The organism is Halomonas sp. RT37 (genome assembly GCF_040070525.1).
Classification (GTDB): domain Bacteria; phylum Pseudomonadota; class Gammaproteobacteria; order Pseudomonadales; family Halomonadaceae; genus Halomonas; species Halomonas litopenaei.
The window spans coordinates 2,999,689-3,025,168 of the sequence record NZ_CP098827.1 but is presented as its reverse complement, the minus strand read 5'-3'; the positions used below and the strand labels follow the sequence as shown (position 1 = coordinate 3,025,168).

General features: G+C 64.3%; 21 protein-coding genes. 16 read left to right on the top strand and 5 right to left on the bottom strand.

Annotated features, from left to right (window positions below):
* Positions 1-129: 129 nt before the first annotated feature.
* The 11 genes from NFG58_RS13080 to NFG58_RS13030 all read left to right on the top strand — a co-directional run bounded on the left by NFG58_RS13080 (position 130) and on the right by NFG58_RS13030 (position 12,185).
* The gene (locus NFG58_RS13080) at positions 130-630 is read left to right on the top strand and encodes an Lrp/AsnC ligand binding domain-containing protein (RefSeq protein ID WP_045995158.1); all 501 of its coding nucleotides are present in this window, start codon (positions 130-132) and stop codon (positions 628-630) included.
* Between the two features lie 6 nt (positions 631-636).
* Positions 637-1,410, top strand: a complete 774-nt coding sequence (gene moeB / locus NFG58_RS13075) for a molybdopterin-synthase adenylyltransferase MoeB (protein WP_348826687.1) — start codon at positions 637-639, stop codon at positions 1,408-1,410.
* The gene (locus NFG58_RS13070; protein WP_348826686.1) at positions 1,407-2,342 is read left to right on the top strand and encodes a LysR family transcriptional regulator; all 936 of its coding nucleotides are present in this window, start codon (positions 1,407-1,409) and stop codon (positions 2,340-2,342) included. The genes moeB and NFG58_RS13070 overlap by 4 nt, the downstream gene beginning before the upstream one ends.
* Positions 2,343-2,753: 411 nt before the next feature.
* Positions 2,754-4,043, top strand: coding sequence for an FAD-binding oxidoreductase (locus NFG58_RS13065; protein WP_348826685.1), 1,290 nt, complete (start codon positions 2,754-2,756; stop codon positions 4,041-4,043).
* 28 nt (positions 4,044-4,071) lie between these two features.
* Positions 4,072-5,229: an ABC transporter ATP-binding protein gene (locus NFG58_RS13060; protein ID WP_222569730.1), complete on the top strand. Its 1,158-nt coding sequence runs from the start codon at positions 4,072-4,074 to the stop codon at positions 5,227-5,229.
* Positions 5,230-5,240: 11 nt separating this feature from the next.
* A complete protein-coding gene (locus NFG58_RS13055; protein WP_348826684.1) occupies positions 5,241-6,158 on the top strand; it encodes an ABC transporter permease in 918 nt (305 codons plus the stop codon).
* Positions 6,155-6,949, top strand: coding sequence for an ABC transporter permease (locus tag NFG58_RS13050; RefSeq protein ID WP_348826683.1), 795 nt, complete (start codon positions 6,155-6,157; stop codon positions 6,947-6,949). Before NFG58_RS13055 ends, NFG58_RS13050 begins: the two co-directional genes overlap by 4 nt.
* Before the next feature lie 98 nt (positions 6,950-7,047).
* The gene (locus NFG58_RS13045) at positions 7,048-8,115 is read left to right on the top strand and encodes a spermidine/putrescine ABC transporter substrate-binding protein (RefSeq protein ID WP_124803803.1); all 1,068 of its coding nucleotides are present in this window, start codon (positions 7,048-7,050) and stop codon (positions 8,113-8,115) included.
* Between the two features lie 111 nt (positions 8,116-8,226).
* Positions 8,227-9,594 (top strand): glutamine synthetase family protein, encoded by a 1,368-nt coding sequence (locus NFG58_RS13040; RefSeq protein ID WP_348826682.1) that lies wholly within the window; start codon positions 8,227-8,229, stop codon positions 9,592-9,594.
* Between the two features lie 294 nt (positions 9,595-9,888).
* Positions 9,889-11,211 carry an FAD-binding oxidoreductase gene (locus NFG58_RS13035; protein WP_348826681.1) on the top strand — a complete coding sequence of 441 codons (1,323 nt, stop codon included), beginning with the start codon at positions 9,889-9,891 and terminating at the stop codon, positions 11,209-11,211.
* Between the two features lie 413 nt (positions 11,212-11,624).
* Complete coding sequence (locus NFG58_RS13030; RefSeq protein WP_045995242.1) at positions 11,625-12,185, top strand: glycine zipper 2TM domain-containing protein; 561 nt, start codon at positions 11,625-11,627, stop codon at positions 12,183-12,185.
* Between the two features lie 183 nt (positions 12,186-12,368).
* Here the strand turns inward: NFG58_RS13030 and NFG58_RS13025 are convergent, their stop codons facing one another.
* Positions 12,369-12,842, bottom strand: coding sequence for a phosphate-starvation-inducible PsiE family protein (locus NFG58_RS13025; RefSeq protein ID WP_197037120.1), 474 nt, complete (start codon positions 12,840-12,842; stop codon positions 12,369-12,371).
* 167 nt (positions 12,843-13,009) lie between these two features.
* Here NFG58_RS13025 and nhaB point away from each other — a divergent pair, with 167 nt between their 5' ends.
* On the top strand, positions 13,010-14,551 hold the full coding sequence (gene nhaB, locus NFG58_RS13020; protein ID WP_348826680.1) for a sodium/proton antiporter NhaB: 1,542 nt from the start codon (positions 13,010-13,012) through the stop codon (positions 14,549-14,551).
* A gap of 119 nt (positions 14,552-14,670) precedes the next feature.
* Here the strand turns inward: nhaB and NFG58_RS13015 are convergent, their stop codons facing one another.
* Together NFG58_RS13015 and NFG58_RS13010 are read right to left on the bottom strand one after the other, a co-directional pair.
* Positions 14,671-16,164: a Na+/H+ antiporter NhaC family protein gene (locus tag NFG58_RS13015; protein WP_348826679.1), complete on the bottom strand. Its 1,494-nt coding sequence runs from the start codon at positions 16,162-16,164 to the stop codon at positions 14,671-14,673.
* A gap of 186 nt (positions 16,165-16,350) precedes the next feature.
* Positions 16,351-17,727, bottom strand: coding sequence for a glutamine synthetase family protein (locus tag NFG58_RS13010; protein ID WP_108448974.1), 1,377 nt, complete (start codon positions 17,725-17,727; stop codon positions 16,351-16,353).
* A 249-nt stretch (positions 17,728-17,976) separates the two neighbouring features.
* Between NFG58_RS13010 and NFG58_RS13005 the strand changes: the two genes are divergently transcribed.
* Entirely contained in the window at positions 17,977-18,717 is a 741-nt protein-coding gene (locus NFG58_RS13005) for a gamma-glutamyl-gamma-aminobutyrate hydrolase family protein (RefSeq protein ID WP_348826678.1), read from the top strand.
* 243 nt (positions 18,718-18,960) lie between these two features.
* The gene (locus tag NFG58_RS13000) at positions 18,961-19,302 is read left to right on the top strand and encodes a hypothetical protein (RefSeq protein WP_348814460.1); all 342 of its coding nucleotides are present in this window, start codon (positions 18,961-18,963) and stop codon (positions 19,300-19,302) included.
* A 242-nt stretch (positions 19,303-19,544) separates the two neighbouring features.
* On the opposite strand, the gene NFG58_RS12995 is transcribed toward NFG58_RS13000, so the two are convergent.
* Positions 19,545-21,458 (bottom strand): Na+/H+ antiporter NhaC family protein, encoded by a 1,914-nt coding sequence (locus NFG58_RS12995; protein WP_348826677.1) that lies wholly within the window; start codon positions 21,456-21,458, stop codon positions 19,545-19,547.
* A gap of 307 nt (positions 21,459-21,765) precedes the next feature.
* Here NFG58_RS12995 and NFG58_RS12990 point away from each other — a divergent pair, with 307 nt between their 5' ends.
* Both NFG58_RS12990 and NFG58_RS12985 read left to right on the top strand, forming a co-directional pair.
* Positions 21,766-23,169, top strand: coding sequence for an aspartate aminotransferase family protein (locus NFG58_RS12990; protein WP_348826676.1), 1,404 nt, complete (start codon positions 21,766-21,768; stop codon positions 23,167-23,169).
* The gene (locus NFG58_RS12985; RefSeq protein ID WP_348826675.1) at positions 23,166-24,662 is read left to right on the top strand and encodes an aldehyde dehydrogenase; all 1,497 of its coding nucleotides are present in this window, start codon (positions 23,166-23,168) and stop codon (positions 24,660-24,662) included. Before NFG58_RS12990 ends, NFG58_RS12985 begins: the two co-directional genes overlap by 4 nt.
* 253 nt (positions 24,663-24,915) lie before the next feature.
* Here the strand turns inward: NFG58_RS12985 and NFG58_RS12980 are convergent, their stop codons facing one another.
* Positions 24,916-25,467 carry a cupin domain-containing protein gene (locus tag NFG58_RS12980; protein ID WP_045993048.1) on the bottom strand — a complete coding sequence of 184 codons (552 nt, stop codon included), beginning with the start codon at positions 25,465-25,467 and terminating at the stop codon, positions 24,916-24,918.
* Between the last annotated feature and the right edge of the window lie 13 nt (positions 25,468-25,480).

The following is a 25,480-nucleotide window of genomic DNA, read 5'->3' as shown; positions in this document are numbered from 1 at the left end:
ATCAGTAAAATGTTTTGCCACCAAGCGATTGGGCGCGAGAGATTGTCGTGAAATGCTTTGCGACCAGGCCTTTTTGGTCGATTCTTTCCTTGCGTGCCCCTCGCCGTCAGACCAGCGTTCAGGACCACAATGAAAACCAAGAACCGCTCCCTCGACCGTATCGATCTGAAGATTCTGCGTTGCCTGCAGGAAAACGCCCGGGTGTCCTATGTGGATCTCGCCGCCCAGGTGGGGTTGTCCACCACGCCGTGTCTGGAACGCGTCAAGCGCCTCGAGCGCTCCGGGGTGATCCGTGGCTACAAGGCGATCCTCAACCCGCGCATGCTCAAGGCCAATCTACTGGTGTTCGTCGAGATCAGTCTGGAGACCCAGTCCCCGGCGGTGTTCGACGAGTTCCGTCGAGCCGTGTCGAAGCTGCCGCAGATCCAGGAGTGCCACCTGGTGTCCGGGCAGTTCGACTATATTCTCAAGTGCAGAATTCCCGAGATGTCCGCCTATCGTCAGCTACTTGGCGACGTGGTGCTGACCCTGCCCGGGGTCAAGGAATCCAAGAGCTACGTGGTGATGGAAGAAGTGAAGGAAGATTTTGCCCTGCACGTGCCGGATATCGAAGAGTTCGAGGACAAGTGAGTTTTCATGAATGACCAGGACCTGCTGCGCTACAGCCGCCAGATCATGCTTCCCCAGGTGGACATCGAAGGCCAGGAGCGCCTGCTGGCGTCGCGCGCACTGATCGTCGGTGCCGGTGGCCTGGGCTCGCCGGTGGCGTTATACCTGGCCGCCGCCGGAGTCGGACAGCTGACCATCGCCGACGCCGATGTGGTCGAGATCTCCAACCTGCAGCGCCAGATCGCCCACCAGGAGCAGGACCTGGGACGCAACAAGGCCCAGTCGGCCGCCGAGTCTGCCATCGCCCTCAATGCAAGCTGCCGGGTCAGCGCCATCGAGCGCCATCTGGACGCCGAAGAGCTGGTCCAGGCGGCGCGGGAGGCCGACGTCATCCTCGACTGCACCGATCGCTTTTCCAGCCGCTACGCCATCAATGCGGCCAGCGTCGCCGCCGGGGTGCCGTTGGTCTCCGGCGCTGCGATCCGCTTTTCCGGGCAGTTGGCGGTGTTCGACCCGCGTGACGAGACGAGTCCCTGCTACGCCTGCCTGTATCCGCCGGATGATCAGGGCGACGAGGCCCTGTCCTGCGCCGAGAGTGGCGTCATCTCGCCGCTGGTGGGGCTGATCGGCTGCTTCCAGGCGCTGGAGGCGGTCAAGCTGTTGTCCGGGGCCGGCAGACCCCACCGGGGGCTTGCCACCTTCGACGGCCTGAGTGGCGAGTGGCGTCACTATCGGCTGGGGCGCGATCCACGCTGTCCTGCCTGCGCAGACCGGGGGCGGTCCGGCGGAGGAAGCGCGTGAGCCGGCAGAGCCCGGTCACCGACTTCGATATTCGTCTATTGCGGGTGTTCAAGGCGGTGGCCGAGTGTGGTGGATTTTCCGCCGCCGAGAACGAGCTTGGCATCAGTCGTTCGGCTATCAGCCTGCATATGGGCGACCTGGAAAAGCGCCTGGGGCTCAAGCTTTGTCGGCGGGGGCGGGGCGGCTTCGCCCTGACCGAGGAAGGCCGCGAGGTGCTGGAAGGGGCCCGGCGTCTGCTGTCGGGACTGGAAGCCTTTCGCACCGAGGTCAATGCGCTGCACCACAGCCTGCGCGGCGAACTCAATATCGGCATCACCGATACCCTGGTCAGCTCACCCGAGATGCGTATCACCCATGCCCTGGCAAGCCTCAAGGCCCAGGGCCCAGAGGTGCGCATCAACATGCACATGGACCCTCCCGGCGAGATCGCCCGCGGGGTGCTCGACGGACGCCTGCATGTCGGTGTCGTTCCGGCGGTCAACCTGCCTGCCAGCGTCGATAGCCAGGCGCTCTACAGCGAACGCTCCGGGCTTTACTGTGGCCGGGGGCATCCGCTGTTTGCCGAGCCATCGACGGCGCTGGTGGCGCTGGGCGGGTGGCAGGCGCTGGGGCAGTGGGACGCCGTGGTACCGTCCTATCCGCTGTCGGAAGCCGGCCGTGAGCGCCATGTCGGGCTCAAGCCCAGTGCCACCGCCTCCGACCGGGAAGGCGCGGCCTTTCTTATCCTGACCGGGGCCTACATCGGCTATCTGCCGGATCACCACGCCAATCTCTGGGTCGCGCAGGGACGACTGCGCGAGCTGTGCTCCGAGAGCGCCGCCTACGAGACGCCCTTCGTCGCCATCACCCGCCGTGACCGCCGCCCGCATCGGGTGCTGGAAGCCTTTCTGGCGGCGCTGGGGAAGAGCGATGCGGGTGTGTCAGGCGACTGATGGCGCCTCCTGGATCTTTGATCAAACCGCCAACGTCTTCGCTTCGCTGACATGATGTCTCGCTTATACTCTTGGCGATGAAACGAGAGACTGACGCTCTGTCATTGCTCTGCGTTGAGTTTTCCACGTCTGGCATCTTGGATTCGAGCGCTTCCGGGCGCGCCGGCTTACGTTCGAAGCGTGAGCGTCGCCAAGGCGACTTCCATCGAGCGGGATGCGTGACGTGAAGTGTTGATGTTGGTGCGTCAGCCGCTTTAGGTATCGAATCGCTGACGTTGAAGTCAGGAATTTAGTGTTATTGGATACTTGACGCCTGGTGGCGAGAAAGTGGCACACTGTCGGTGTCACCTTCATGCGAAGGTGCGAGATTCAATAACAACAAGCGCATTGCGCAACCAATACGGACTCTCTATGACAGATTCCTCCACGTCCGAGGCCGCCTCCTGGTACCGCGATTCCGTCCGGGTCGAGCTGTTGCCGACATCCAGGCTCGAGGGCGACATTCGCGCTGACGTCTGTGTGATCGGGGCCGGGGTGACGGGCTGTTCGGCGGCGCTGCATCTGGCCGAGCAAGGCTACAAGGTGGTGGTGCTGGAAGCCCATGACGTCGGCCATGGCGCCTCCGGTCGCAGCGGCGGCCAGATCCTGCCCGGGCTCGGTACCGACATGGACACCGTGGAACAGGCGCTTGGCCTGTCGGCGGCCCGCGATATCTGGGAAATGAGCCGCGAAGCGGTGCGCCTGACCGCACAGCTGGTCGAGCGTCACGCCATTCCCTGCGACCTTGCCTGGGGCTACCTGCATGCGGCGGTCAAGCCGCGCCATGTGCGCGAGTTGCGCGCCTTCCAGGAGACCATGGCGCACAAGTACGACTACCAGGCGCTGGAATGGCGCGAAGGGCAGTCGCTGCGCGAACATGTGGTCACCGACGCCTACCCGGCGGCCCTGTGGGAGGCCGAGGGCGGGCATCTGCATCCGCTCAACTATACCCTCGGCCTGGCCAGGGCCGCCCAGCAGGCGGGGGCGATCTTCCACTCGCACAGCCCGGTCACCGCGGTGACCAAAGGCGAGCCTGCCCGGGTGAAGACCGCCGGCGGAGAGGTCACCGCCGATAGCGTGGTGGTGGCGACCAACGCCTACGGCATCGACCTGTTGCCGGAGATGCGCGGGCGCATCATGCGCTGTGCCAACTACTTGATCGCCACCGAGCCGATGAGCGAGCAGCAGGCGGCCCAGGTGCTGCCGAAGAATGACGCCCTGGCCGATGCCAATTTTGTGCTCGACTACTATCGGCTGTCGGCGGATCGACGCCTGATCTATGGCGGTGAAGTCAGCTACGACGGGCGCCCGCCCAAGGGGCTCGAGGCGCGCATCGACGGCAAGATCCGGCGCCTGTTCAAGGTGCTCGATGATGTCGAGATCGCCTACCGTTGGGGCGGTGACGTGGCCATCACGCTCAATCGCGCCCCGGACTTCGGCAGACTGGCCGCCAACCTCTACTATGCGCAAGGCTACTCCGGTCATGGCATGGCCATGGCGGGACTGGCCGGCAAGTTGCTGGCCGAGACCATCGCCGGGCAGAGCGAGCGCTTCGACGTCTTTGCCGCCATGCCCCATCGTCGCTTCCCCGGCGGTCGCCTGTTGAGAACACCGCTGTTGCTGCTGGCCACCCACTTCTACAAGCTTCGCGATCGGCTGTGAGCTGCCGACAACGACGAGGAATGCCCCTATGACCGAGACCTCCACCGCCGAGCGTCACTCACAGCGCCGGGATGAACCCCATGATGGCGTACGCCCGGGCGTCGATGCCGACGGCTCCGAGCGGACCGCCTCCGCGATCCATATGCAGGGCCTGCACAAGCGCTTCGGCGCCAGTACGGTGGCGCTCGATGGCGTCGATCTGACCATCGAGGCCGGCGAGTTCTTTACCCTGCTGGGCCCATCGGGCTGTGGCAAGACCACGCTGCTGCGCATCCTGGCGGGTCTGGAAGACGCCGATCAGGGACGCCTGACCATCGGTGAGCGCGACGTCACCGAGGTGGCGCCGCACCATCGCAGCGTCAATACCGTGTTTCAGTCCTACGCGCTGTTTCCCCACCTGTCGGTGCGCGACAATCTGGCCTTCGGTCTCAAGATGCGCGGTGTCGATCGTGCCGAGCGCGAGGCACGGGTCGAGCGCATCGCCGAGTTCATCCAGTTGGGCGATCTGATCGATCGGCGCATCGATCAGCTCTCCGGCGGACAGCGTCAGCGCATCGCCCTGGCCCGGGCGCTGGTCTGCGAGCCCGACGTGCTGCTGTTGGACGAGCCGCTGTCGGCGCTCGACGCCGGCCTTCGCAGCCAGCTACAGGTTGAATTGCTGAGGGTGCAGAAGCGCCTGGGCATGACCTTCGTCTTCGTGACCCATGATCAGGACGAGGCCATGGTGATGTCCGATCGCATCGCCGTGCTCAATGGCGGGACCATCCAGCAGGTGGGGCCACCTCGGGAGGTCTACGAGCGCCCGGTCAATGCCTTTGTCGCCCGTTTCATGGGCCATGCGAACCTCTATCCGATCAGCGCCCGACAGGGCCAGCGCGTGACCACCGAGCTTGGCGAGCTGGAGCTCGAGCCCGACCTCGACACGCCACAGCAGGGAGGCGGCGAGCTGTTGCTGATTCGCCCCGAGACGCTGGACGTGCGTCTGGGGCGTCATCAAGGGGTGAACCACCTGGTCGGGCGGATCACCGAACGGCTCTATCGTGGTAGCCACGCCGAGTTCCGTCTCGCGGTCGGTGACACCACCCTGCAGGCCACCATCAACAATCGCGGGCGCCGACTGCCCGAGGTCGGCGACGAGGTGACCCTGGTGGTCGCCCCGGAAGACCTCGTCACCGTGGCCAACTGAGGGGGCATGTCATGACCGATACCGCTGTCCTCGGACGCAGCCAGGGCATGGTCAGAGAAGCGCGCCATCTTCTCTTTACCGTGACACCCGGCGCGGCCTGGATCATCGTCTTTCTGGTGCTGCCCAGCGCCTACCTGATGGGCGTGGCCTTCATGACCAACGGGCCCTATGGCCTGCCGCAGATGCCGCTGTCGCTCGATTCGTTCAAGCAGCTTGCCGGCTTTGGCTTTCTGGGCTGGAGCCCGGGCAACCTCTACACCCTGTTGAGGTCGCTGTGGCAGACCCTGGTGGCAACCGGCCTGGTCGTTATCGTGGCCTATCCGATCGCCTACTACATCACCACCTGCCGGGCGAAATGGCGGCCGATCATGCTGCTGCTGGTGGTGGTGCCGTCCTGGACCAATCAGGTCATCCGTACCTTCGGCTGGATGAATCTGCTGGCGCCGGGTACGCCGCTTTCCAGCGTCGCCGAGTCGCTGGGGCTGATCGCCCCCAACATGGGGCTGTATCCGTCCAACTTCGCGGTGACCCTGGGGCTGGTCTACAACTTTCTGCCGTTCATGGTGCTGCCGCTGTACGCCGCCTTCGAGAAGCTCGACACCGCCCAGGTGGAGGCCGCCCAGGACCTCTACGCCACCCCGGTGAAGGCGTTCTTGCACGCGGTCTTTCCCCAGACCTTGCCGGGGCTGCTCGCCGGGATCGTGCTGGTGGCGATTCCGGCCTTCGGCATGTACGTGATTCCGGAACTGCTGGGCGGCGGCAAGGCGCTGATGCTCGGCAATCTGGTGGCCAACCAGTTCTCCGGTGGGTCGAACTGGCCGCTGGGCGCCGCCGGCGCCATCCTGATGCTGCTGGCGACCTTCGCCGGACTCTATGCCATGCGCCGGATCGGCAAGCGACTCGGCGGCGGTGAGGAGGTGGTGATATGAGAAAGCGCACACTCAAGCGAGGTCTGAGCGCCTTCTGGTGGCTGACCCTGGTGTTTCTTTACCTGCCGCTGGCGGTGGTGGTGCTGTTCTCCTTCAACGCCGCCAATAGCGCGGCCAGCATGACCGGGCTGTCGCTGCGCTGGTACCACCAGCTGTTCGCCAATGACCAGATCATGAGCGCCTTCGGCAACACCCTGGTGCTGGCGCTGACGTCCTCGCTGATCGCCCTGGTGATCGGCTGCTTGATCGGTTATGGCATGTATCGCCACCGTCACCGCAAGCTGGGCTGGCTGATCGTGCTGATCTATCTGCCGATCGTGCTGCCGGATATCGTCTTCGGTATCTCGGAGATGGCCTTCTTCGTCAAGGTGAATGAGCTGACCGGGCTCCTGGGGCCGGGGCTGGGCACCATGATCATCGCCCACGTCACCTTCCAGATTCCGTTCGTCGCGCTGATCGTCTACTCGCGCTTCGTGGGTCTGGATCCGTCCCTGTTCGAGGCGGCCAAGGACCTGTATGCCTCGCCCTTGAAGCGGGTGGTGTACTTCATGCTGCCGACCATCAAGCCGGCGTTGATATCGGCCTTCTTTCTCTCCTTTACCCTGTCGGTGGATGACTTCGTCATCAGCTTCTTCACCTCCGGCCCGGAGAGCGCGACCCTGCCGATCTATATCTGGGGCGCGATCAAGAAGGGGGTGTCACCGGAGATCAACGCCATCGCCACACTGATGATCGCGGCGGTGGCGCTGGCCGCCCTGGCAAGCCTCGTCGTCAATCGGCGCAAGGCCTGATGCCTGTGCCATCGGCGGACACAGAGGCGATCTCGGAACAGATCGATCAACACCTGACGTACCCAGACAAGACCAAGCAATACAAGGAGAAAGCAACGATGCTCAACAAGACTCGCAGCGCCCTGGGGCTCGCCGTGGCAGCCGCCATGCTCGCAGGCGTCGCCCAGGCTGAAGAGGGCAAGCTGTACCTGTTCAACTGGACCGAGTACATGGACCCCGAGATCATCGAGGCCTTCGAGGAAAAGTATGACGTCGAGGTGGTGACCAACTACTTCAACTCGAACCCGGAGATGATCGCCAAGCTCAATGCCGGTGGCACCTCCCAGTACGACATCGTGGTGCCGTCGAACTACTACATTCCGCGGATGATCGAGACCGGCCTGATCCAGAAGCTCGACCGCTCGCAGATTCCGAACTTCGACAACCTGATGGCGCAGTTCAAGGATCCGAGCTTCGATCCCGGTGCCGAGTACTCCGCCGCCTACCAGTGGGGCACCACGGGCCTTGTCTACAACACCGAGACCTTCCCCGATGCGCCCAAGAGCTGGTCGCTGCTGTTCGACCCCGAGGTCAACGGCGACTATCCGTTCTCGATGATCCAGGACGGCCAGGTCGCCACCGGCAGCGCCTGCGCCTACCTGGGCGCGAACTTCGACTGCAGCGGCCTGGATGACCTGAAGAATGCCGCCAGACTGCTGATCGAGACCAAGAATCGCGACAACTTCTCGGGCTTCACCGACGGCACACCGACCCTGCAGCAGCTGGCCCGGGGCGTCACCCACGTGGGCATGTCCTTCAACGGCGACTACCTGTACTTCAAGGATGAGGACCCGGAGACCTTCGAACATCTGGACTTCGTGATTCCCGACGAAGGCGCCGAGATGTGGGTCGACTCCATGGTCATCCCCTCCGAGGCACCCAACCCGGAGCTCGCGCACAAGTTCATCGACTTCATCCTGGACGCCGAGATCGGTGCCCAGCTGTCGAACTACAACTACTACGCCAGCCCCAACGAGGCGGCGCGCCCGCATCTCGACGAGGTGCTGACCCAGCCGCCGACCCAGCCCAGCGAAGAGGACATGGCGCGGCTTGTCTTCACCCCCAGCCTGTCCGGTCAGCAACTGCAGACCTTTCAGCAACTGTGGTCAGAGGTAAAGGCTCGGTGAAGGGATTGGCCTAGGGGCGTTGATGCGCCCCGGGCCGCCCTGCAAGGAAAGAGCCCCGGCGACGTCGGGGCTCGGCCACCGAGTGAGACACTCACGTAACGGAACACTCTCATGAGTAACCGCCAGGAAAGCCCAGCGCTCAGCGACTGGTTCAAGCAGTACGGCATCACCGAGGTCGAGTGCCTGGTCACCGACCTTACCGGCATCCTCAAGGGCAAGATCATGCCCGCGGGCAAGTACCTCAACGGCGGACGACCGCGCCTGCCGGACTCCATCTTTATCCAGACCGTCACCGGGGGCTATCCCGACGATGACGACATCCGCTTCTGGAATCCTGCCGAGCGGGACATGGAGCTGGTGCCTGACCCCAACGCCGTCTTCCTGGTGCCCTGGGCCGACGATCCTACCGCCCAGATCATCCACGACTGCCACTATCTGAGCGGAGAGCCGGTGGAGTTGGCGCCGCGCTATGTGCTCAAGCGGGTGCTGGAGCTGTACCAGGCACGTGGCTGGGTCCCGGTGGTGGCACCGGAGGTGGAGTTCTTCCTGGTCAAGACCAACACCGACTCCGACTACCCGCTGGAGCCGCCGGTGGGGCGCACCGGTCGCCAGGAAAGCAGCCGCCAGAGTTTCTCCATCGATGCGGTCAACGAGTTCGATCCGCTGTTCGAGGAGATGTACGACTACTGCGAGGCGATGAATCTGGATCTGGATACCCTGATCCACGAAGAGGGCGCCGGGCAGATGGAGGTCAACTTCCAGCACGGTGATCCGCTGGCGCTGGCCGACCAGGTGGTGCTGTTCAAGCGGGTGCTGCGCGAGACCGCATTGCGCCACGGCATGTACGGCACCTTCATGGCCAAGCCCATGGCCAATGAGCCGGGCAGCTCGATGCACATTCACCAGAGCCTGATCGACCCGGCCAGCGGACGAAATCTGTTTGCCGGCGAGGATGGCCAGCCCAGCCGTCTGTTCCACCATTTCATCGGCGGCCTGCAGCGCTACCTGCCCTCGGCGATGCCGCTGCTGGCCCCCAACGTCAACTCCTACCGGCGGCTGCTGCGTACCGAGACCTCGGGCTCGGCGCCGATCAACGTCGAGTGGGGCATGGACAACCGTACCGTGGGCCTGCGCGTGCCGGTCTCCGGGCCCGAGGCCACCCGGGTCGAGAACCGACTGGCCGGTGCCGACGCCAATCCCTACCTGGTCATGGCGGCGTCACTCGCCTGTGGCTACCTTGGCATGCTCGGCCAGGTGGAGCCCCGCCCGCCCATGGTCGGCTCGGCCTGGTCCGGCGGCAACAAGCTGCCTGACGATATCGGGCCGGCGCTGGACCTGCTGCACGAGTGTGACACCCTGGCAGGTATCCTCGGCGAGCGCTTTACCAACAGCTACCTGGCGGTAAAGCGGGCCGAGCACCGTGAGTACTTTCAGGTGATTTCGTCCTGGGAGCGTGAGCACCTGCTGCTGCGGGTGTGAGCCGCGGCTTAGGAGGACGTCCTGGGGTGGCGCAAGCCTGAGAAGGTGGCGCGAAGCTCACAGAGTGGTGTAGGCCTGAGAAGGTGGCGCGATCCAGAGAAAGTGGCGCAAGCCCGAGACGGTGGCATGAGGCACCATCAGCGAGCCAGGCCAGGTGCCTGGCTCGCTGCGTTGTGGGGCTATGGCGTCGGTGTGTGGTGGTGATTATTCCATGTCTTTATCTTGAAGATGTCTCCTTTTTCCGCGTAGAATGCGATCTAGTGTTGAATAAAATAACCACTTTGGGAGTCCGTCATGTCCAGCCGTTCCACCGCTACCGATCCCCGTGGAGGGGCCGCCGAGGTCCAGCATGCCGCGTCCTGGTATGCCGCCTCGGCCAATGCCTCACCCCAGCGCCCGGCCCTCGAGGGAGAGGTAAGCTGTGATGTCTGCGTGGTCGGGGCCGGCTTCACCGGCATTTCCGCCGCGCTCCATCTGGCGGAGCAGGGCCTCAAGGTGGTGGTACTGGAGGCGGCCAGGGTCGGTTACGGCGCCTCGGGCCGCAACGGCGGTCAGATCGTCAACAGCTACAGCCGCGACATGGACGTGATCGAGGACAAGTACGGCGCCGACACCGCGCGTGCCCTCGGCGACATGGCCTTCGAGGGCAATCGCATCATCCGTGAGCGCATCGCCCGCTACGACATCCAGTGCGACCTGCGTGAAGGCAACCTGTTCGCCGCCTGCAATGAGCGCCAGCTCAAGGGGCTGCGAGAGCATCAGGCGCTGTGGCAGCGCTACGGCCACGACGGGCTGGAACTGTTGGAAGGCAACGCCTGTCGCCGCGAGGTGGGCAGCGATCGCTACACCGGTGCCCTGGTGGACCACTCCGGCGGCCACCTGCATCCGCTGAACCTGGTACTGGGCCAGGCGGCGGCGCTGGAATCCCTGGGCGGTGTGATCTTCGAGCAGAGCCCGGTGGAGTCGCTGGTACACGGCCAGCCGGTGGTACTGAAGAGCCGCAACGGCAGCGTTCGCGCCGAGCGTGTGGTGATGGCGGGTAACGCCTACATGAGCGGCGTGATGCCGGAGCTCGAGGCCAAGTCGATGCCCTGCGGCACCCAGATCATCACCACCGAGCCGCTCGGCGAGGACCTGGCCCGGGAGCTTCTGCCCAACAACATGGCGGTGGAAGACTGCAACTATCTGCTCGACTATTTCCGCCTGACCCGCGACAACCGCCTGATCTACGGCGGGGGAGTCAACTACGGCGGCGAGGACCCCCAGGACATCGAGGCGGTCATTCGTCCCAAGATGGAAAAGACATTCCCGATGCTCAAGACGGTCAAGGTGGACTACGCCTGGAGCGGGACCTTCCTGATGACCCTCAACCGACTGCCCCAGTTCGGGGTGATCAATGACAACGTCTACTACGCCCAGGGCTACTCCGGCCACGGCGTGACCTGCACCCACCTGGCCGGTCGCCTGATCAGCGAGGTGATGACCGGACGTGACGAGCGCTTCGATGCCTTTGCCGGCCTGCCGCACCTGCCGTTCCCTGGCGGCCGCATGCTCAGGGTGCCGCTGTCCGCCATCGGCGCCTGGTACTACCAGACCCGGGACAAGCTCGGCATCTAGCCGCTGGTCGGTGTCACGGGGCCTTGCCATAGTCGCTGCCGCAGGCCGTTGCAACTGATAGTGCGGGTAAGACAATGGCAGCGGGATCGCTCCGTGACCCGCGCTCCTGGCTTGAGAGCCCCATTGTCGCGTCTCGCCCAACGCCTCGCTGCCTCTGGCAGCGAGGCGTTGTGATGTGTGGGCAGGGGGTGTGCCAATGGCATGAGAGGCGAGGGCAGCAGCGCCTGTCGTCGCCGATTGGGGGCACCTTTGTCGGTGAGTTGCGACAGCCTCACAAACAACTTGCAAGTGGCTCCATGGTTCTTCGAACGGTGTTCGATAACGGCTAGGATAGAGCTATCACATCGCCAAGACATCTGCCGTGGCGCCTCTCGCACGCTAAGCGAGCGTCCTGGCGGAGCAAGGAGAACAGCATGAGCAAGTCGATCATCGTCGGTTCCACCCTCGCGGTCTTTGGCCTTGGTGGCCTGGCATTTGGCGCCTGGCAGGTGCAGCAGGCGCCCCAGGGGCCGCAGTTCGCCGATATTACCGCCGTCACGCCGGTCACCGAGACCGTCTCCACGCCGCGAGAGGTCTGCGAGAACGTTCAGGTGACACGCCAGGCGCCGACCCGGGACCCGCACAGTATTCTGGGCAGCGCTGCCGGTGCGGTGGTCGGTGGCCTGGTGGGCAACCAGATCGGCGGTGGCAGCGGCCGCAAGATCGCCACCGTGGCCGGTGCCATCGGCGGTGGTTTCGCCGGACGCGAAGTGCAGCGTCGGGTCGAGGCCGGCCAGACCTATACCACCACCGAACAGCGGTGCCACACCGTCAACGACACCCGTGAAAAGACCCTGGGCTACGACGTGGCCTGGGAGTATGACGGCGTGCGTCAGGTGGCGCGTCTGGAGCAGGCGCCCGACGGCGAGCGTGTGCTGATCGAGCAGGGTCAGCCCCAGTGGGACGTGGTCCGGGGTGCCCCCGACAAGTCCTGATAGAGCGCTGATCGAGTCCTGACGGGAACCTGGTTCCGGTCTTCAGCCTTCGCGTAAACACCCAGCCCCCGTCAACCGGTATCTTTCGATGCTGGCTGGCGGGGGCTGTTGTTGTCGCTGTAGTTGTGAACCTGAACGTGAACGTGAACGTGAACGTGGGCAGGGGCGCCGATCCCGGGCGCCCTACAGATCGCTGTTGGTCTTGTTGACCACCTTGCCGAGGGCGTCGATGGGCTTGCTGGAGGGGTACTTGTAGGAGGCGAAGCGCACCGCCAGCACGGACAGGGCCAGCAGGAAGATGCCGCCGCACAGGTACAAGAGACCGGCGTCGGGCTTGGGGTGGTGGGAAATGTCACCGATCAGGTAGCGGGTCAGGGCGGTGATGGCGACGTACAACAGGAAGCGAATCGGCAGGTGATTGGTCTTGAAGTAGATGCCCACCATGGCGCCCAGCTCAAGATAGATGAACAGCAGCAGGATGTCGTCGACGCTGGCGTGGCCACTGGTCAGCATGTCGAGGAAGGCGACCACCGAGGCCCAGGCGATCATCCCGCCGATGACGAAGAGTCCCAGGTAGTGAAAGCCTTCCACGAGCAGGTTGCCGATGGTATCGGCGTGATGGTGCATCTTGTCACGGCTGGTGCGAGCCCATTTCACAGGCGATTCCTCATCGGTGTGGTGGCGTCTTTCACGCTAGCCCGGCGTGGTAGGCGTGACAAGCCGATACTCCGTTGGTTCAGGGCGGTTTGTTGACGCAGTCACGCGGATTACGCCGCTTTTCACCGGCATACTGAAACGCCGCCGTATCGACAAGGAGCCGGTCGATGGTGACGACGCTGCCCCAGGCCTTCTTTCGCAACTTTATCGGTCCCTCGCCGGACTGGTACAAGACCGCCATCCTGATCTGCCTGCTGATCAATCCCCTGGTCTATGCCTGGTCTGGGGGATTCGTTGCGGGATGGCTGTTGCTGGTCGAATTCATCTTCACCCTGACCATGGCGCTGAAGTGCTATCCGTTGCAGCCTGGTGGGCTGCTGGCACTGGAAGCGGTGGCCATCGGCATGACCGGCCCCGACAGTGTGATGCACGAGGTGGCGCTCAACCTGGATGTCCTGCTGTTGCTGGTGTTCATGGTGGCGGGCATCACCTTCATGAAGCAGCTGTTGCTCAAGGCGTTCACACGCCTGCTGATCGGCGTCACGTCCAAGCGTCTGCTGTCGCTGTGCTTCTGCGCGACGACGGCAGCGCTCTCCGCCTTTCTGGACGCCTTGACGGTGATCGCGGTGGTGATCAGCGTGACGGTGGGTTTCTACGCCATCTATCATCGGGTGGCGTCGATGAAGGGGCAGCACGACGATCATGACCACAGCGATGATAGCGGGCTTCCCGAGGTCAGCCACCAGGACCTGATCGACTATCGTCGCTTTCTGCGCTCGCTGCTGCTCCACGCCGCCATGGGGACCGCGCTTGGCGGTGTCACGACCATGGTCGGTGAGCCCCAGAACCTGATCATCGCCGAGCAGGCTGGCTGGGGCTTTGGCGAATTTGTGCTGCGCATGGCGCCTGTCACTCTGCCGGTGCTGGTCGCAGGCCTTGCCACCTGCCTGCTGGTGGAAAGCCTGCGCTGCTTCGGTTACGGCCAGCGTCTGCCGGCCAAGGTACGCGCCATCCTGGTCGAGCACGATCGCCAGGAGCGGGCAGGCCAGTCGCTGATCGAGGTGGCCAGGCTATGGGTGCAGGCGGCGGTGCTGGTCTGGTTGGTGGTGGCGCTGGCTCGCCATGAGGCGTCGGTGGGGCTGATCGGGCTTGCCGTCATCGTGCTGGCCAGCGCCTTTCTCGGCGTCACAGAGGAGCACGCCCTTGGCAAGGCCTTCGAGGAAGCCTTGCCCTTCACCGCCCTGCTGGTGGTGTTCTTCGCGGTGGTGGCAGTGATCATCGAGCAGGATCTGTTTGCACCGGTGATCGAGCTGGTGCTGTCACGCCAAGGCAGTGAGCAGCTGGGCCTGGTGTACGTGATCAATGGTCTGCTGTCGATGGTCTCGGACAATGTCTTCGTCGGCACCGTCTACATCAGCGAAATCCACTCGGCCTTAAGCGCTGCGCGCATCGGCGCCGAGCAGTTCGACCTGCTGGCCGTGGCGGTGGCCTGCGGCACCAACCTGCCGTCGGTGGCGATGCCCAATGGCCAGGCAGCCTTTCTGTTTCTGCTGACCTCGGCGGTGGCACCGCTGATTCGCCTTTCCTACGGCCGCATGGTGTGGATGGCCGCACCCTATACCCTAGCACTCAGCCTGGTGGGGTTTGTGTGCGTACGCTACGTGCTGGTGTCTGCCAAGCAGGCGATGCAGGCCATGGGGTGGCTGTAGCATTGCCGAACAGTCACCAGAATGCCGCCCATCCGGGCGTTGGCCCGAAAGGACGGCATGTAGGTCGCGAGGGCCCCACTCCGCCCTCGCTGGATGGCCTGGGGCCGCAGTTACTGTGACTACACCAGTGCGTAGCCCAGCGCCACGAAGCCGAGGCTGGTGACGGTTGCCCCGATCAGGGTGTAGGGCAGCTGGGTCAGGGCGTGCTGCATCGGCAGGACGCCGCTGCCCTGGGATGACAGTACCGAGGAGTCCGAGAAGAAGCAGGCGTGGCTACCGAAGCTCGAGGCCGACAGCAGGGCACCCACCACCAGTGGCATCGCCACCTCCATATGGGCGGCCATCGGGATCACGATGGGGATCGAGATCACGAACACGCCCCAGGACGATCCGGTGGCAAATACCACCACCGCCATGGAGATGAAGACGATGGCCGGCAGCAGCGCCGGGGTGATGTAGGGCGCCAGGGCGTCGATCATGAACTGGGTCATGCCGAGCTGGTCGTTGACCTCCTTGAGCACGAAGCCAACGGCGACGATGGCCAGCGGCAGCATCATGGTGCGAAAGCCGTCCATGATCGAGTCCATCAGGCTCGAGAAGGTGGACAGGCGCTGCATCAGGAACAGCACGATGGTGAACAGGGTGGCGGCGATGACGCCCTTGAGCAGGTCGATCTCGAAGTAGGCGCTGGCGCCGATCAGCACCGCCATCGGGGCGACGAAGTTGAACAGGCCAAGCCAGGGGTTGCCACGCGGGGTGTCGTCGCCAAGCGGCTCATCCGGGGCGCCGTCGGGAATCGTCTGGCCGGCGCGGGCGCGGGCCTCGGCGGTCTTCATCGGGCCAAGGTCAGGCACGATGCTCATGGCCACCAGAAAGACCAGGCCCATGGCGACCCAGCCATACAGCATGTAGGGAATCGACTGGATGTACAGCCACATGCCGGGGCCATCGGTGGCGCCGTTGGTTTCCAGCAGCTCGGCAAAGTACACCGCCCAGGTCGAGATCGGCACCAGGACGCAGATCGGGGCGGCGGTGGAGTCGACGATATAGGCAAGCTTTTCCCGCGATACGCCGAAACGGTCGGTCAACCGCTTCATCGCCGCCGAGGTCGCCAGCGCATTGAGGTAGTCGTCGATGAAGATCAAGAGTCCCAGTACCGCAGTGCACAGCAGTGACTGACGGCGGGTCTTGACCAGGCGGCTCATGAAGTGGCTGAAGCTCAGGGTGCAGCCGGACTTCTCGAGCATGGCGATAAAGCCACCCATCAGGCCGCATACCAGGATCAGCCAGGCGATGGTCTCGTTCATCATGACCGACAGCGAGACGTCGGCCAGGGCACCGATATAGTCGCTCGGCTCGATCAGGATAAGCCCGGACAGCGCGCCGATGGCCAGGGCCTCCAGGGTCCTGTGGGTGGCAATCGCCACCACCAGCACGATCAGCGAAGGCACCAGGCTGATCCAGCCGAAGGGGGTGCCGGCTTCGTGGTGGAAGGTCAGGCCGGCCACCAGGGCAATGAGTCCTGCGACCATGGCAAAGGTACGACCCTTGCCCTTCTGGCTGGGCTTGCCGGGGGCGAAGGGATGGGTGGACGGTGCGTTGGTCTGGGTCATGGCGTCACCTCCAGTGCGAGGCCTGGATCGATGACAAGGGGCGTTGTGGTTGTCATGAGGGGAGGTACCCGTGATTGCTGTGAGTTATATCGGGTTGTTGAGGTCTTGCGTTCGTGCCGGGCGAGCGCACAGGGCGTCCCTGCCCGGTACGGGAGTCCGGGGCGTTAGCGTCGTGATTTCCCGCGCTCAGACGTGGCGCAGGTACCAGTCGTACTCCAGGCGACTGACGCTTTGCATGGCCAGTTCGCGCTCGGCGCGACGGTTGGCCAGAAACACCTTGAGAAACGCCTGGCCGAAGGCTTCTCCGAGCGGTTCGCTTTGCTCCAGCAGGTCGAGGGCCTTTGACCAGCTGTTGGTCAGGGTGGGCTCGTACTGGCGGTAGGCGTTACCAGTGACGGGCTCCCCCGGCGAGACAGCGGTATCCAGACCGTGACAGACCGAGGCCAGCAGGGTGGCCAGCAGCAGATAGGGGTTGGCATCGGCTCCGGCTACTCGATGTTCTACCCGGCGGGCGGCGTTGGCTCCAGAGGGGATCCGCAGTGCCACCGAGCGGTTATCGTAGCCCCAGGTCGGCGTCATCGGCACATAGAGGCCGGGCTGGAAACGTCGGAAGGAGTTCAGATTGGGCGCGAACAGCGCCATCGAAGCAGGCATCAGCTCCATCAGGCCACCGATGGCATGACGCAAGGCAGGGGTTCCCAGCGGGTCGCCATCGCTGTCGGCGAAGACATTGTCGCCGCTTTCGTCGATCAGGCTCATGTGGACGTGCATGCCGTTGCCGGCCTCGCCGCCGTACAGCTTGGCCATGAAGGTGGCCTCGAAGCCGTGGCGCAATGCCACGCCCTTGATCAGGCGCTTGAGCAGCACCGCGCTGTCGCAGGCCTTCATCACGTCATCGCCGTGGATCAGGTTGATCTCGAACTGCCCCGGGGCGCATTCCTTGAGCGCGGTGTCCAGCGGCAGTTGCTGTAGCTGGGCGGCGGCGTGCACCTCCTCGAGGAAGTCGGCGTACTCGTCGAGTTCGTTGATCGAATATAGCTGGCTATCGCTCGCCCGCTCGCCGCTGGCCGGGGAACGGCAGGGCTGGGCCATACCCATCTCGTCGCGTTGGCGATCGACCAGATAGAATTCGAGCTCCAGCGCGACCACCGCCTTGAGGCCGCGCTCGGCCAGTCGCTCGACCTGGCGCGCCAGCACGTTGCGGGGATCGGCGAAGAAGGGGCCGTCCTGGTCATCGCGCATGTTCATCAGCAGTTGCGCCTGGCGTCCCTTGCGCTGCCAGGGCGTGACCATCAGGGTGCCGGGAATGGGGCGGCAGACCTGATCGCGATCGCCGATGTCGAGTCCCAGTCCGGTTTCCTCGACGGTATTGCCGGTGATGTCGAGGGCGAACACTGAGCCGGGGAGCTGGATGCCGCTTGCGTAGGCCTTTTCGAGGTTGTCACGGGGGATGCGCTTGCCGCGCAGCACGCCGTTCATGTCGCTGATCAGCAGGTCTACGCTGTCGACCTCGGGATGTCGGGCCAGAAAGTCGCGAGCTTCGTCGACGCTGGGGGTGCCCATGCTGTCACCTTTTGTTGGTTCGTTGTGATGTGGCTAGTGTTTCGCTGACCGGGCCATGGTGTCAAATTATTTACGCGTAGAGGTGAGGGGTTTGTCGAGGTGTTGAGAGGTCCTTTGTTTTATTTAAGTACTTAGAAACAGATAGTTGATAGTCTTTCTGTCAAGATTTTCGGCGCCGGGCTTGGCAAGAAAATCCGACCAAGGTATGTTGAGGAAACCATAACAACGGATAGAGCTGCGAGGAGTTCGATGAACATTCGTCCGCTGGTTGGCGTCATCGCCTGCCGTCGAGAGGTCGAGGGGCACCCGGCCCACATGGTGACCGACAAGTATCTGCGCGCCCTGCGTGACTACGGTCTTGAACCGATCATGCTGCCGGTGTGGCAAGGGCAGGGCCAGGAAGATGCCCGGGCGCTGCTGGCGCGCCTCGATGGCCTGGTGCTGACCGGCAGCTACACCAACGTACTGCCCGAGCGCTACGGTGCTGAACGCGAACCGGAGAATACCCGGGACGACGTGGATCGCGACGCCGCCGCCATGAGCTGGGTGCCGCTGGCGCTGGAGCAGCAATTGCCGCTCCTGGGCATCTGTCGAGGATTTCAGGAGCTCAACGTGGCCTTCGGCGGTAGTCTGCACCAGGCGGTGCAGCGGGTGCCGGGGCGGCTGGATCACCGCGAGCCGGAGGGTGAAAAGGCCGAGCAGTATGCGCCGGTACACGGCCTCGAGATTCAGCCAGGTGGCCGTCTGGCCGCGCTTTACCCCGAGGCCAGCGCGCGGGTCAACTCGCTGCATCAGCAGGGTGTCGATCGACTTGGTGAGGGGCTGCGCGTCGAGGCGCTGGCGCCGGACGGGCTGGTGGAAGCCATCTCGGTGGCTGACGCGCCGGGGTTCACCCTGGCGGTACAGTGGCATCCGGAGTGGGAGCCCCAGTCCCATCCGCTGTATGACGCCATCTTCAAGGGCTTTGCCGCTGCCTGTGCGACGCAGTAATGTCCTGGGCGTCGGTGTCGGCCTGGCAGTCGTGCCGAGTTGGACAATGACGTCAGCCCGGCGGTGTGTTTGACGCTAAGTTCTGCCTGCTTCGATGAATACTGTGCCGACTTACCACTGTCGGTGGGGAAAAGCTGTCCGCTGCCTCGACAGGCATAAAGATCCTTCTATGCTCAAACGGTGAGGATCGCCCCTGATGCTCGCAGTTGGATCTCCCCTCTCAAGGAATCGAAGGAGAAGACCATGGTGATCAAGCGTTCGTCTTTGATGCTGGTGCTTGCGGGTTCGCTGCTGTCTCTGGGCGCGGCGACGGCCCTGGCGGAGTCTAGTGCCCAGGATGAGCATCGCCAGGAAATGGAAGAGCAGGCGGCCAGTTCTCAGCCCGGTGAAGGCATGATGGATCAGACCAACGAGACCTTGCTGGAAGGGTCCGCCGCGGCTACCGAGAAGCGTCAGGAAATGCTCGAGGGCTCCTCGGACCCGGGCAATGCCGAGGGCAAGATGGATGGCTACAACGCCGAACTGCTCGAAGGCAGTGCGGCCGCCACCGAAAAACGTCAGGAGATGATGAAAGAGCAGGAGTAAGCCTGCGACGGGGTCATCGCCCCAGGCCTCCTGGCGACCCATCACTTAGCAGATGGCAGCGGTGCCGTAGTCACAGGGTCACCACGTCGTGCTGGCACCCTTTGTCAACGTCGTCACAACACCTCAAGTCGTCCCAACGAAAGCGCCGCCCCAGGAGGGCGGCGCTGTCGTTGTGTGGTAGAGGTAGTGGAAGTCGGCACGCTAGACGGAGCGGGCGCTGGCTCGCCAGCGCCCGGAGGCGCTCAGGCGCTGGCGTCGCTGGCCGTCGCTACCTTCGTTGCCGCGGTCGCGCGCTGGCCCAGGGTGAACAGCACCGCGGTCAGGGTGGCGACGCCTCCCGCCAGGCCCAGCCACCAGGGCAGGCCGAAACCGGTGCCGAGTGCGCCGAACAGCAGCGCCACGATGCCGACCAGCATGGCGTAGGGTAGCTGCGTCCTGACGTGGTCGATCAGATCACAGCCGCTGGCCATGGCCGCAAGCAGGGTGGTCTCGGCCAGCGGCGAGCAATGATCGCCCCACACCGCGCCGGCCAGTACTCCCGCCACCGAGGCGTACAGCAGCGGCATGCCTTCGGCGGTGCCGGCCATGCCATTGTGCTCGAGTACGGCCCAGGCCAGCGGTACCACCAGCGGCATCATGATGCCCATGACACCCCATGACGAACCGGTGGCGAAGGCGGTGAAGCCGGCCAGGCCGAAGATCACCGCCGGCATCCACTGCGGTGACAGGCTATCGCCCAGCACCGTGACCAGAAAGTCACTGGTGTGCAGGTCCTCGTTCACGCTGGCCAGGGCCCAGGCCATCATCAGGATGGTGATCGGCAGCAGCATCGACTTGACGCCCTCGAACCAGTAGTGGGCGGTTTCGGTCATGCTCATCAGTCGCTGCGCCTGGGTCATGATCACCGCCGTCACGCAGGCCGCCAGCGAACCCCACATCATGGCGCTGAAGGAGTCGCCCTCGCCGAAGATGTCGCGCAGCTGATGGTCGCCGCCACCGAGGGCATCGAGGCCGGTGGCGTAGATCCCGCCCAGGGTGATCGCCACCAGCACGATCATTGGTATCACCGCGTTCAGCGCCCGGGTGGGAATGCCTTCCTTGGTGGGGATGTCGGCTTCCTCGACGATGGCTTCCCGGCTGCTCAGTGCCTGGCGGGCGCCGGGCTCGGACAGTGCCTTGCGCTCGGCGGTGAGCATGGGGCCGAAGTCACGACCGCTCCAGGCCACCAGGAAGACGAAGGCGAGCGCCAGGATCGGGTAGGCGTTGTAGGGAATGGCGTTGACGAACACCGAGTAGGCGGACTCGTTCCAGTCATCGATGGCATCCATCGCCTCGCTGATCAGTCCGACCTGAAAGCCGATCCAGGTGGTCACCAGCATGATCGCGGACACCGGTGCGGCGGTACTGTCCACCAGGTAGGCCAGCTTGGCCCGCGAGATCCTCACGCGGTCGGTGATATGGCGCATGGTGTTGCCGACGATCAGAGCGTTGGCGTAGTCGTCGAAGAAGATGGCCAGACCCAAAAGCGCGGTAGAATTCTGCGCCTGGCGTCGTCCACGGATCACTCGCGCGATGCGCTCGGCGATGCCGCGGGTGCCGCCGTTGCGCGAGATGATGCCGACCATGCCGCCGATCAGCAGGCAGAACAGCACTATCGACATATGGTCGCTGTCGCTGGCGGCGGACAGCACGTGGACGTTGACCGAGTCACCGAAGGCGCCGAGCAGGGCGCCGGCGTTCATGCCGTGGAGCACCCAGCCGCCGAGCAACAGCCCGGCAAACAGCGCCAGGATGACCTGGCGGAAGGCCAGCGCCAGGGTGATGGCGGTCAGGGCAGGCAGTAGCGAGAGCCAGGCGGGAACAGGGTCGAGTTCGAGGGTGGCGGCGGGGGTGTTGGAGGCGTCGTAAAGCGACAGGGTGCGTGGGCCGTCGGTGACGGTCAGGCTGAGCGTAGCGACCCCGTCTGCGTCGACCTCGAGCGGATGGCGGCGAGTGCCGTCGTCGATGTGCCAGGGGCGGTCGGGATCAAGTCCGCTGGCCTGGACGTCGGTGGCGACCCCTTCGAGCAGGATGTCTGGGCCGCTCAGCTGGGGTGCTGCCTGGACGGTGGAAAGGCTCGCCGCTAGCAGCAAGAGCGACAGCAAGAGCAAAGGCACGCATCGGGTTTTTCGCCGGCCCGTCGGCGAAGGACATGGTGGTTTCATGGTGGCCCCGGTTGTTGTTGGAAGGTGTGGAGAGCGCCGTTTGGCGTCAATGAAAGTTGGTCGTTTGGCCGTTGGTTGTCAATTTTTTTTGTGGCTAAAAATAAAAAATATCGACATTGCACGATGGTCGTAGACCGATAATCAGTGACTTATGGTTTTTTTCTAAGGAAATGCTGCGCTGGGCTTGGCTTTCATGAGAAGGGTAGTTATGTTGAGTAAACCATAACAAAGCAACTCACCAATATCGGGAGACTTGGCCATGACCTCGCCAGGCGCCGCACGGCTCAAAGAGCTCGATCGCGAACACCATCTGCACCCCTTCACCGACTTCAAGGCGCTCGGGGAGGAAGGCAGTCGTATCATCGTTGACGCCGAGGGGGTCTACATCCAGGACGCGGATGGGCATCGCATCCTCGATGGCATGGCGGGGCTCTGGTGCGTCAACCTCGGCTATGGGCGTCAGGAGTTGGTGGACGCCGCCAGCGAGCAGCTCACCCAGCTGCCGTACTACAACAATTTCTTCAAGACCACTCATCCACCGGCGGTGGAGCTTGCCGAGACCCTGTGTCGACTGGCACCGGCGCACATGAACCGGGTGTTCTTCACCGGTTCCGGCTCCGAGGCCAACGACACCGTGCTGCGGATGGTGCGTCGCTACTGGGCGCTAAAGGGCCAGCCAGACAAGCAGTGGATCATCGGTCGCGAAAACGGCTATCACGGCTCCACCGTGGCCGGCATGAGCCTGGGCGGCATGGCGCCGATGCATGAACAGGGTGGTCCCTGTGTGCCGGGTATTACCCACATCCGTCAGCCTTACTGGTTCGGCGAAGGGCGAGATCAGACTTCGGAGGCCTTCGGTCGTGCCTGCGCCGAGGCGCTCGAGGCGCGTATCCAGGAGCTGGGGTCCGACAAGGTCGCGGCCTTTATCGCCGAGCCGGTACAGGGTGCCGGCGGCGCCATCATTCCCCCGGACAGCTACTGGCCGGCGATCAAGGAGGTGCTCGAGCGCCACCAGATTCTGCTGGTGGTCGACGAGGTGATCTGTGGTTTCGGCCGTCTGGGCGAGTGGTTCGGCAGCGTCCACTACGACCTCAAGCCCGACCTGATGCCGATCGCCAAGGGGCTGTCCTCCGGCTACCTGCCGATCGGTGGGGTGCTGGTCGGTGATCGTGTCGCCGACACGCTGATCGACGAGGGTGGCGAGTTCTACCACGGCTTCACCTACTCGGGGCATCCGGTGTGCGCCGCGGTAGCGCTCAAGAACCTTGAGTTGATGCAGGCCGAAGGCGTGGTCGAGCGGGTGCGTGATGATCTGGGGCCTTACCTGGCGACGCGCTGGAAGTCCCTGGAGTCCCACCCGCTGATCGGCGAGGCGCGCTCGCTGGGTCTGATCGGCGCCCTGGAGATCGTCGCTGACAAGGACAGCGGCAAGCGCTTCGACAAGTCGCTGGCGGTGGGCAACCTGTGTCGCGATATCTGCTTCGAGACAGGCCTGGTGATGCGCTCGGTGGGAGACACCATGGTCATTTCACCGCCCCTGGTGATTAGCCACGATGAAATCGACGAACTGGTGCGTCTGGCCCGGGAGGCGCTGGACGAGACGCTGCGCCGGCTGACCGCCCAGGGCGTCGAGATCACCGCCGCCGAGGAGGCTGATGCATGAGTCGTCCCCTCGACAAGGCTGGCTGGAAGGCCCTGGCCGACACCCTGACGGCGCGGCTGGAAACCCGCGCCTATATCGATGACCGCTTCGTCGATGCCGCCAGCGGCGAGACCTTCGAGACCATCAACCCCGCCACGGGGGAAGTGCTGGCGCGGGTCGCAAGCTGTGATCAGGCCGATGCCGAGCTGGCGGTTGCCCGCGCCCGGCGCGCCTTCGATGGTGGTGAATGGTCGCGCCTGGCGCCGACCCGGCGCAAGCGGGTGCTGCTGCGGCTGGCCGAGCTGATGGAGGCCCACCGCGACGAACTGGCGCTGCTCGACACTCTGGACATGGGCAAGCCGATCTCCAGTGCGCTGGGTGACATGGCCGGCGCCATCGGTGCGATGCGTCACCAGGCCGAATCCATCGACAAGCTCTACGGCGAGGTCGCGCCCACCGGCGAAGAGGCGCTCGCGCTGGTGCTGCGCGAGCCGATCGGGGTGGTGGCGTCCATCGTGCCCTGGAACTTCCCGATGATGATGACCGCTTGGAAGATCGCACCGGCCCTGGCCGCCGGCAACAGCGTCATCCTCAAACCGTCGGAGAAGTCGCCACTGTCGGCGCTGCGGCTGGCTGCCCTGGCCCAGGAGGCTGGCCTGCCACGCGGCGTGCTGCAGGTGTTGCCGGGCTATGGTCACACCGTGGGCAAGGCGCTGGCGCTGTCGATGGACGTCGACTGCCTGGCCTTCACCGGCTCCACCGCGGTCGGCAAGCAGCTGATGCAGTACGCCGGGCAGTCGAACCTCAAGCGGGTCTATCTGGAGTGCGGTGGCAAGAGCCCCAATCTGGTGTTCGCCGACTGCAGGAATCTCGCCCAGGTGGCGCACCACGCCGCCGAGGCGATCTTCCACAACCAGGGGGAGGTGTGTATCGCCGGTTCGCGGCTGCTGGTCGAGAACAGTGTGCGCGAGGCCTTTATCGAGCACCTGCTGGCGGCGGCCGAGTCGATGCAGCCGGGGGATCCGCTGGACCCGTCGAGCTTCATGGGGGCGATTGTCGATGCGACCCAGCACCGCCGCATCCTCGACTTCATTCGCCAGGGGCAGGAAGAAGGCGGACGGCTGCGTGCCGGCGGCGAGGCGCTCGGCGGGCCGGGGCTGTTCATCCAGCCGACGGTGTTCGACGGTGTCACCGAGGACATGACGATCGGGCGTGAAGAGATCTTTGGCCCGGTGCTGTCGGTGTTCGGCTTCGACAGCGAAGAGCAGGCCATCGCCCTGGCCAACGACTCGGTTTATGGGCTGGCCGCCGGGGTGTGGAGTCAGGACGTCGACCGCATCATGCGGGTCAGTCGTCGTCTGCAGTCGGGCCAGGTATTCGTCAACAACTGGGCCGGTGGGGATCAGAGCGTGCCCTTCGGCGGGGTCAAGCAGTCCGGCAATGGCCGCGACAAGTCGCACCACTCGCTGGCCGAATACACCGAACTCAAGAGCGTCTGGATCGCCTTGAACTAGACTTCCGGTCCGATGTCATCAACGCGCACTGATGGGAGATGACTCCCTGATTGGCCACGCCTTGCGTGGCCTTTTTTGTGGTTTGCAGGGCGGGCAGTGCCGAAGGGTAGGGGGCTGTCAGTGTCCGAGCGACGCTACTAGAAGGCTCGCGCTGGGGTGGTGCAGCTGACCAGTCGGCAGGCACTGGGTAGGCGCCGGGGGTGCGGAGACCTTGCCTTGGGGCGCCTTTGAGCCGACGCCACGGTATTCGCCGCTAGAAGGCTCGCGCTGGGGTGGTGCAGCTAACTAGCCGACAGAGGGTCTCGCTGGGGTTGCGAAAGCGGTGGGGCACGTTGGTGTCGAAGTAGTACGCCTCGCCGGCACCCAGCACCCGGGTCTCGGCACCGATGGTGATCTCGATCTCGCCCTCGAGCACCACCCCGGCTTCCTCGCCCTGGTGGGTGATCATCTCGCGGCCGGTGTCGGTGCCCGGGGGGTAGGTCTCGATCAGAAACGACAGGGCGCGTGACTCGCGGTTGGCGCCCACCAGCTTGAACACCACGTCGCCGCTGCCCATGTCGGTCAGTTCGTCGGCGCTGTAGAACACCTGGTTCTTGCTCTCCAGATCCATGGTGAAGAAGTCGCCGACGCTCATCGGGATGGCGTCGAGGATCTTTTTCAGCGAGCTGACCGAGGGGCTGACCTTGCCCTGTTCGATCAGCGACAGGCTGGAATGGGTTACCCCGCAGCGCTTGGCCAGCTCGCGCTGGGAGATGTTGCGCAGGTTTCGCAGGGCCCTCAGGCGGGTACCGACATCGTCCGACATCGCGGGTTCCTTG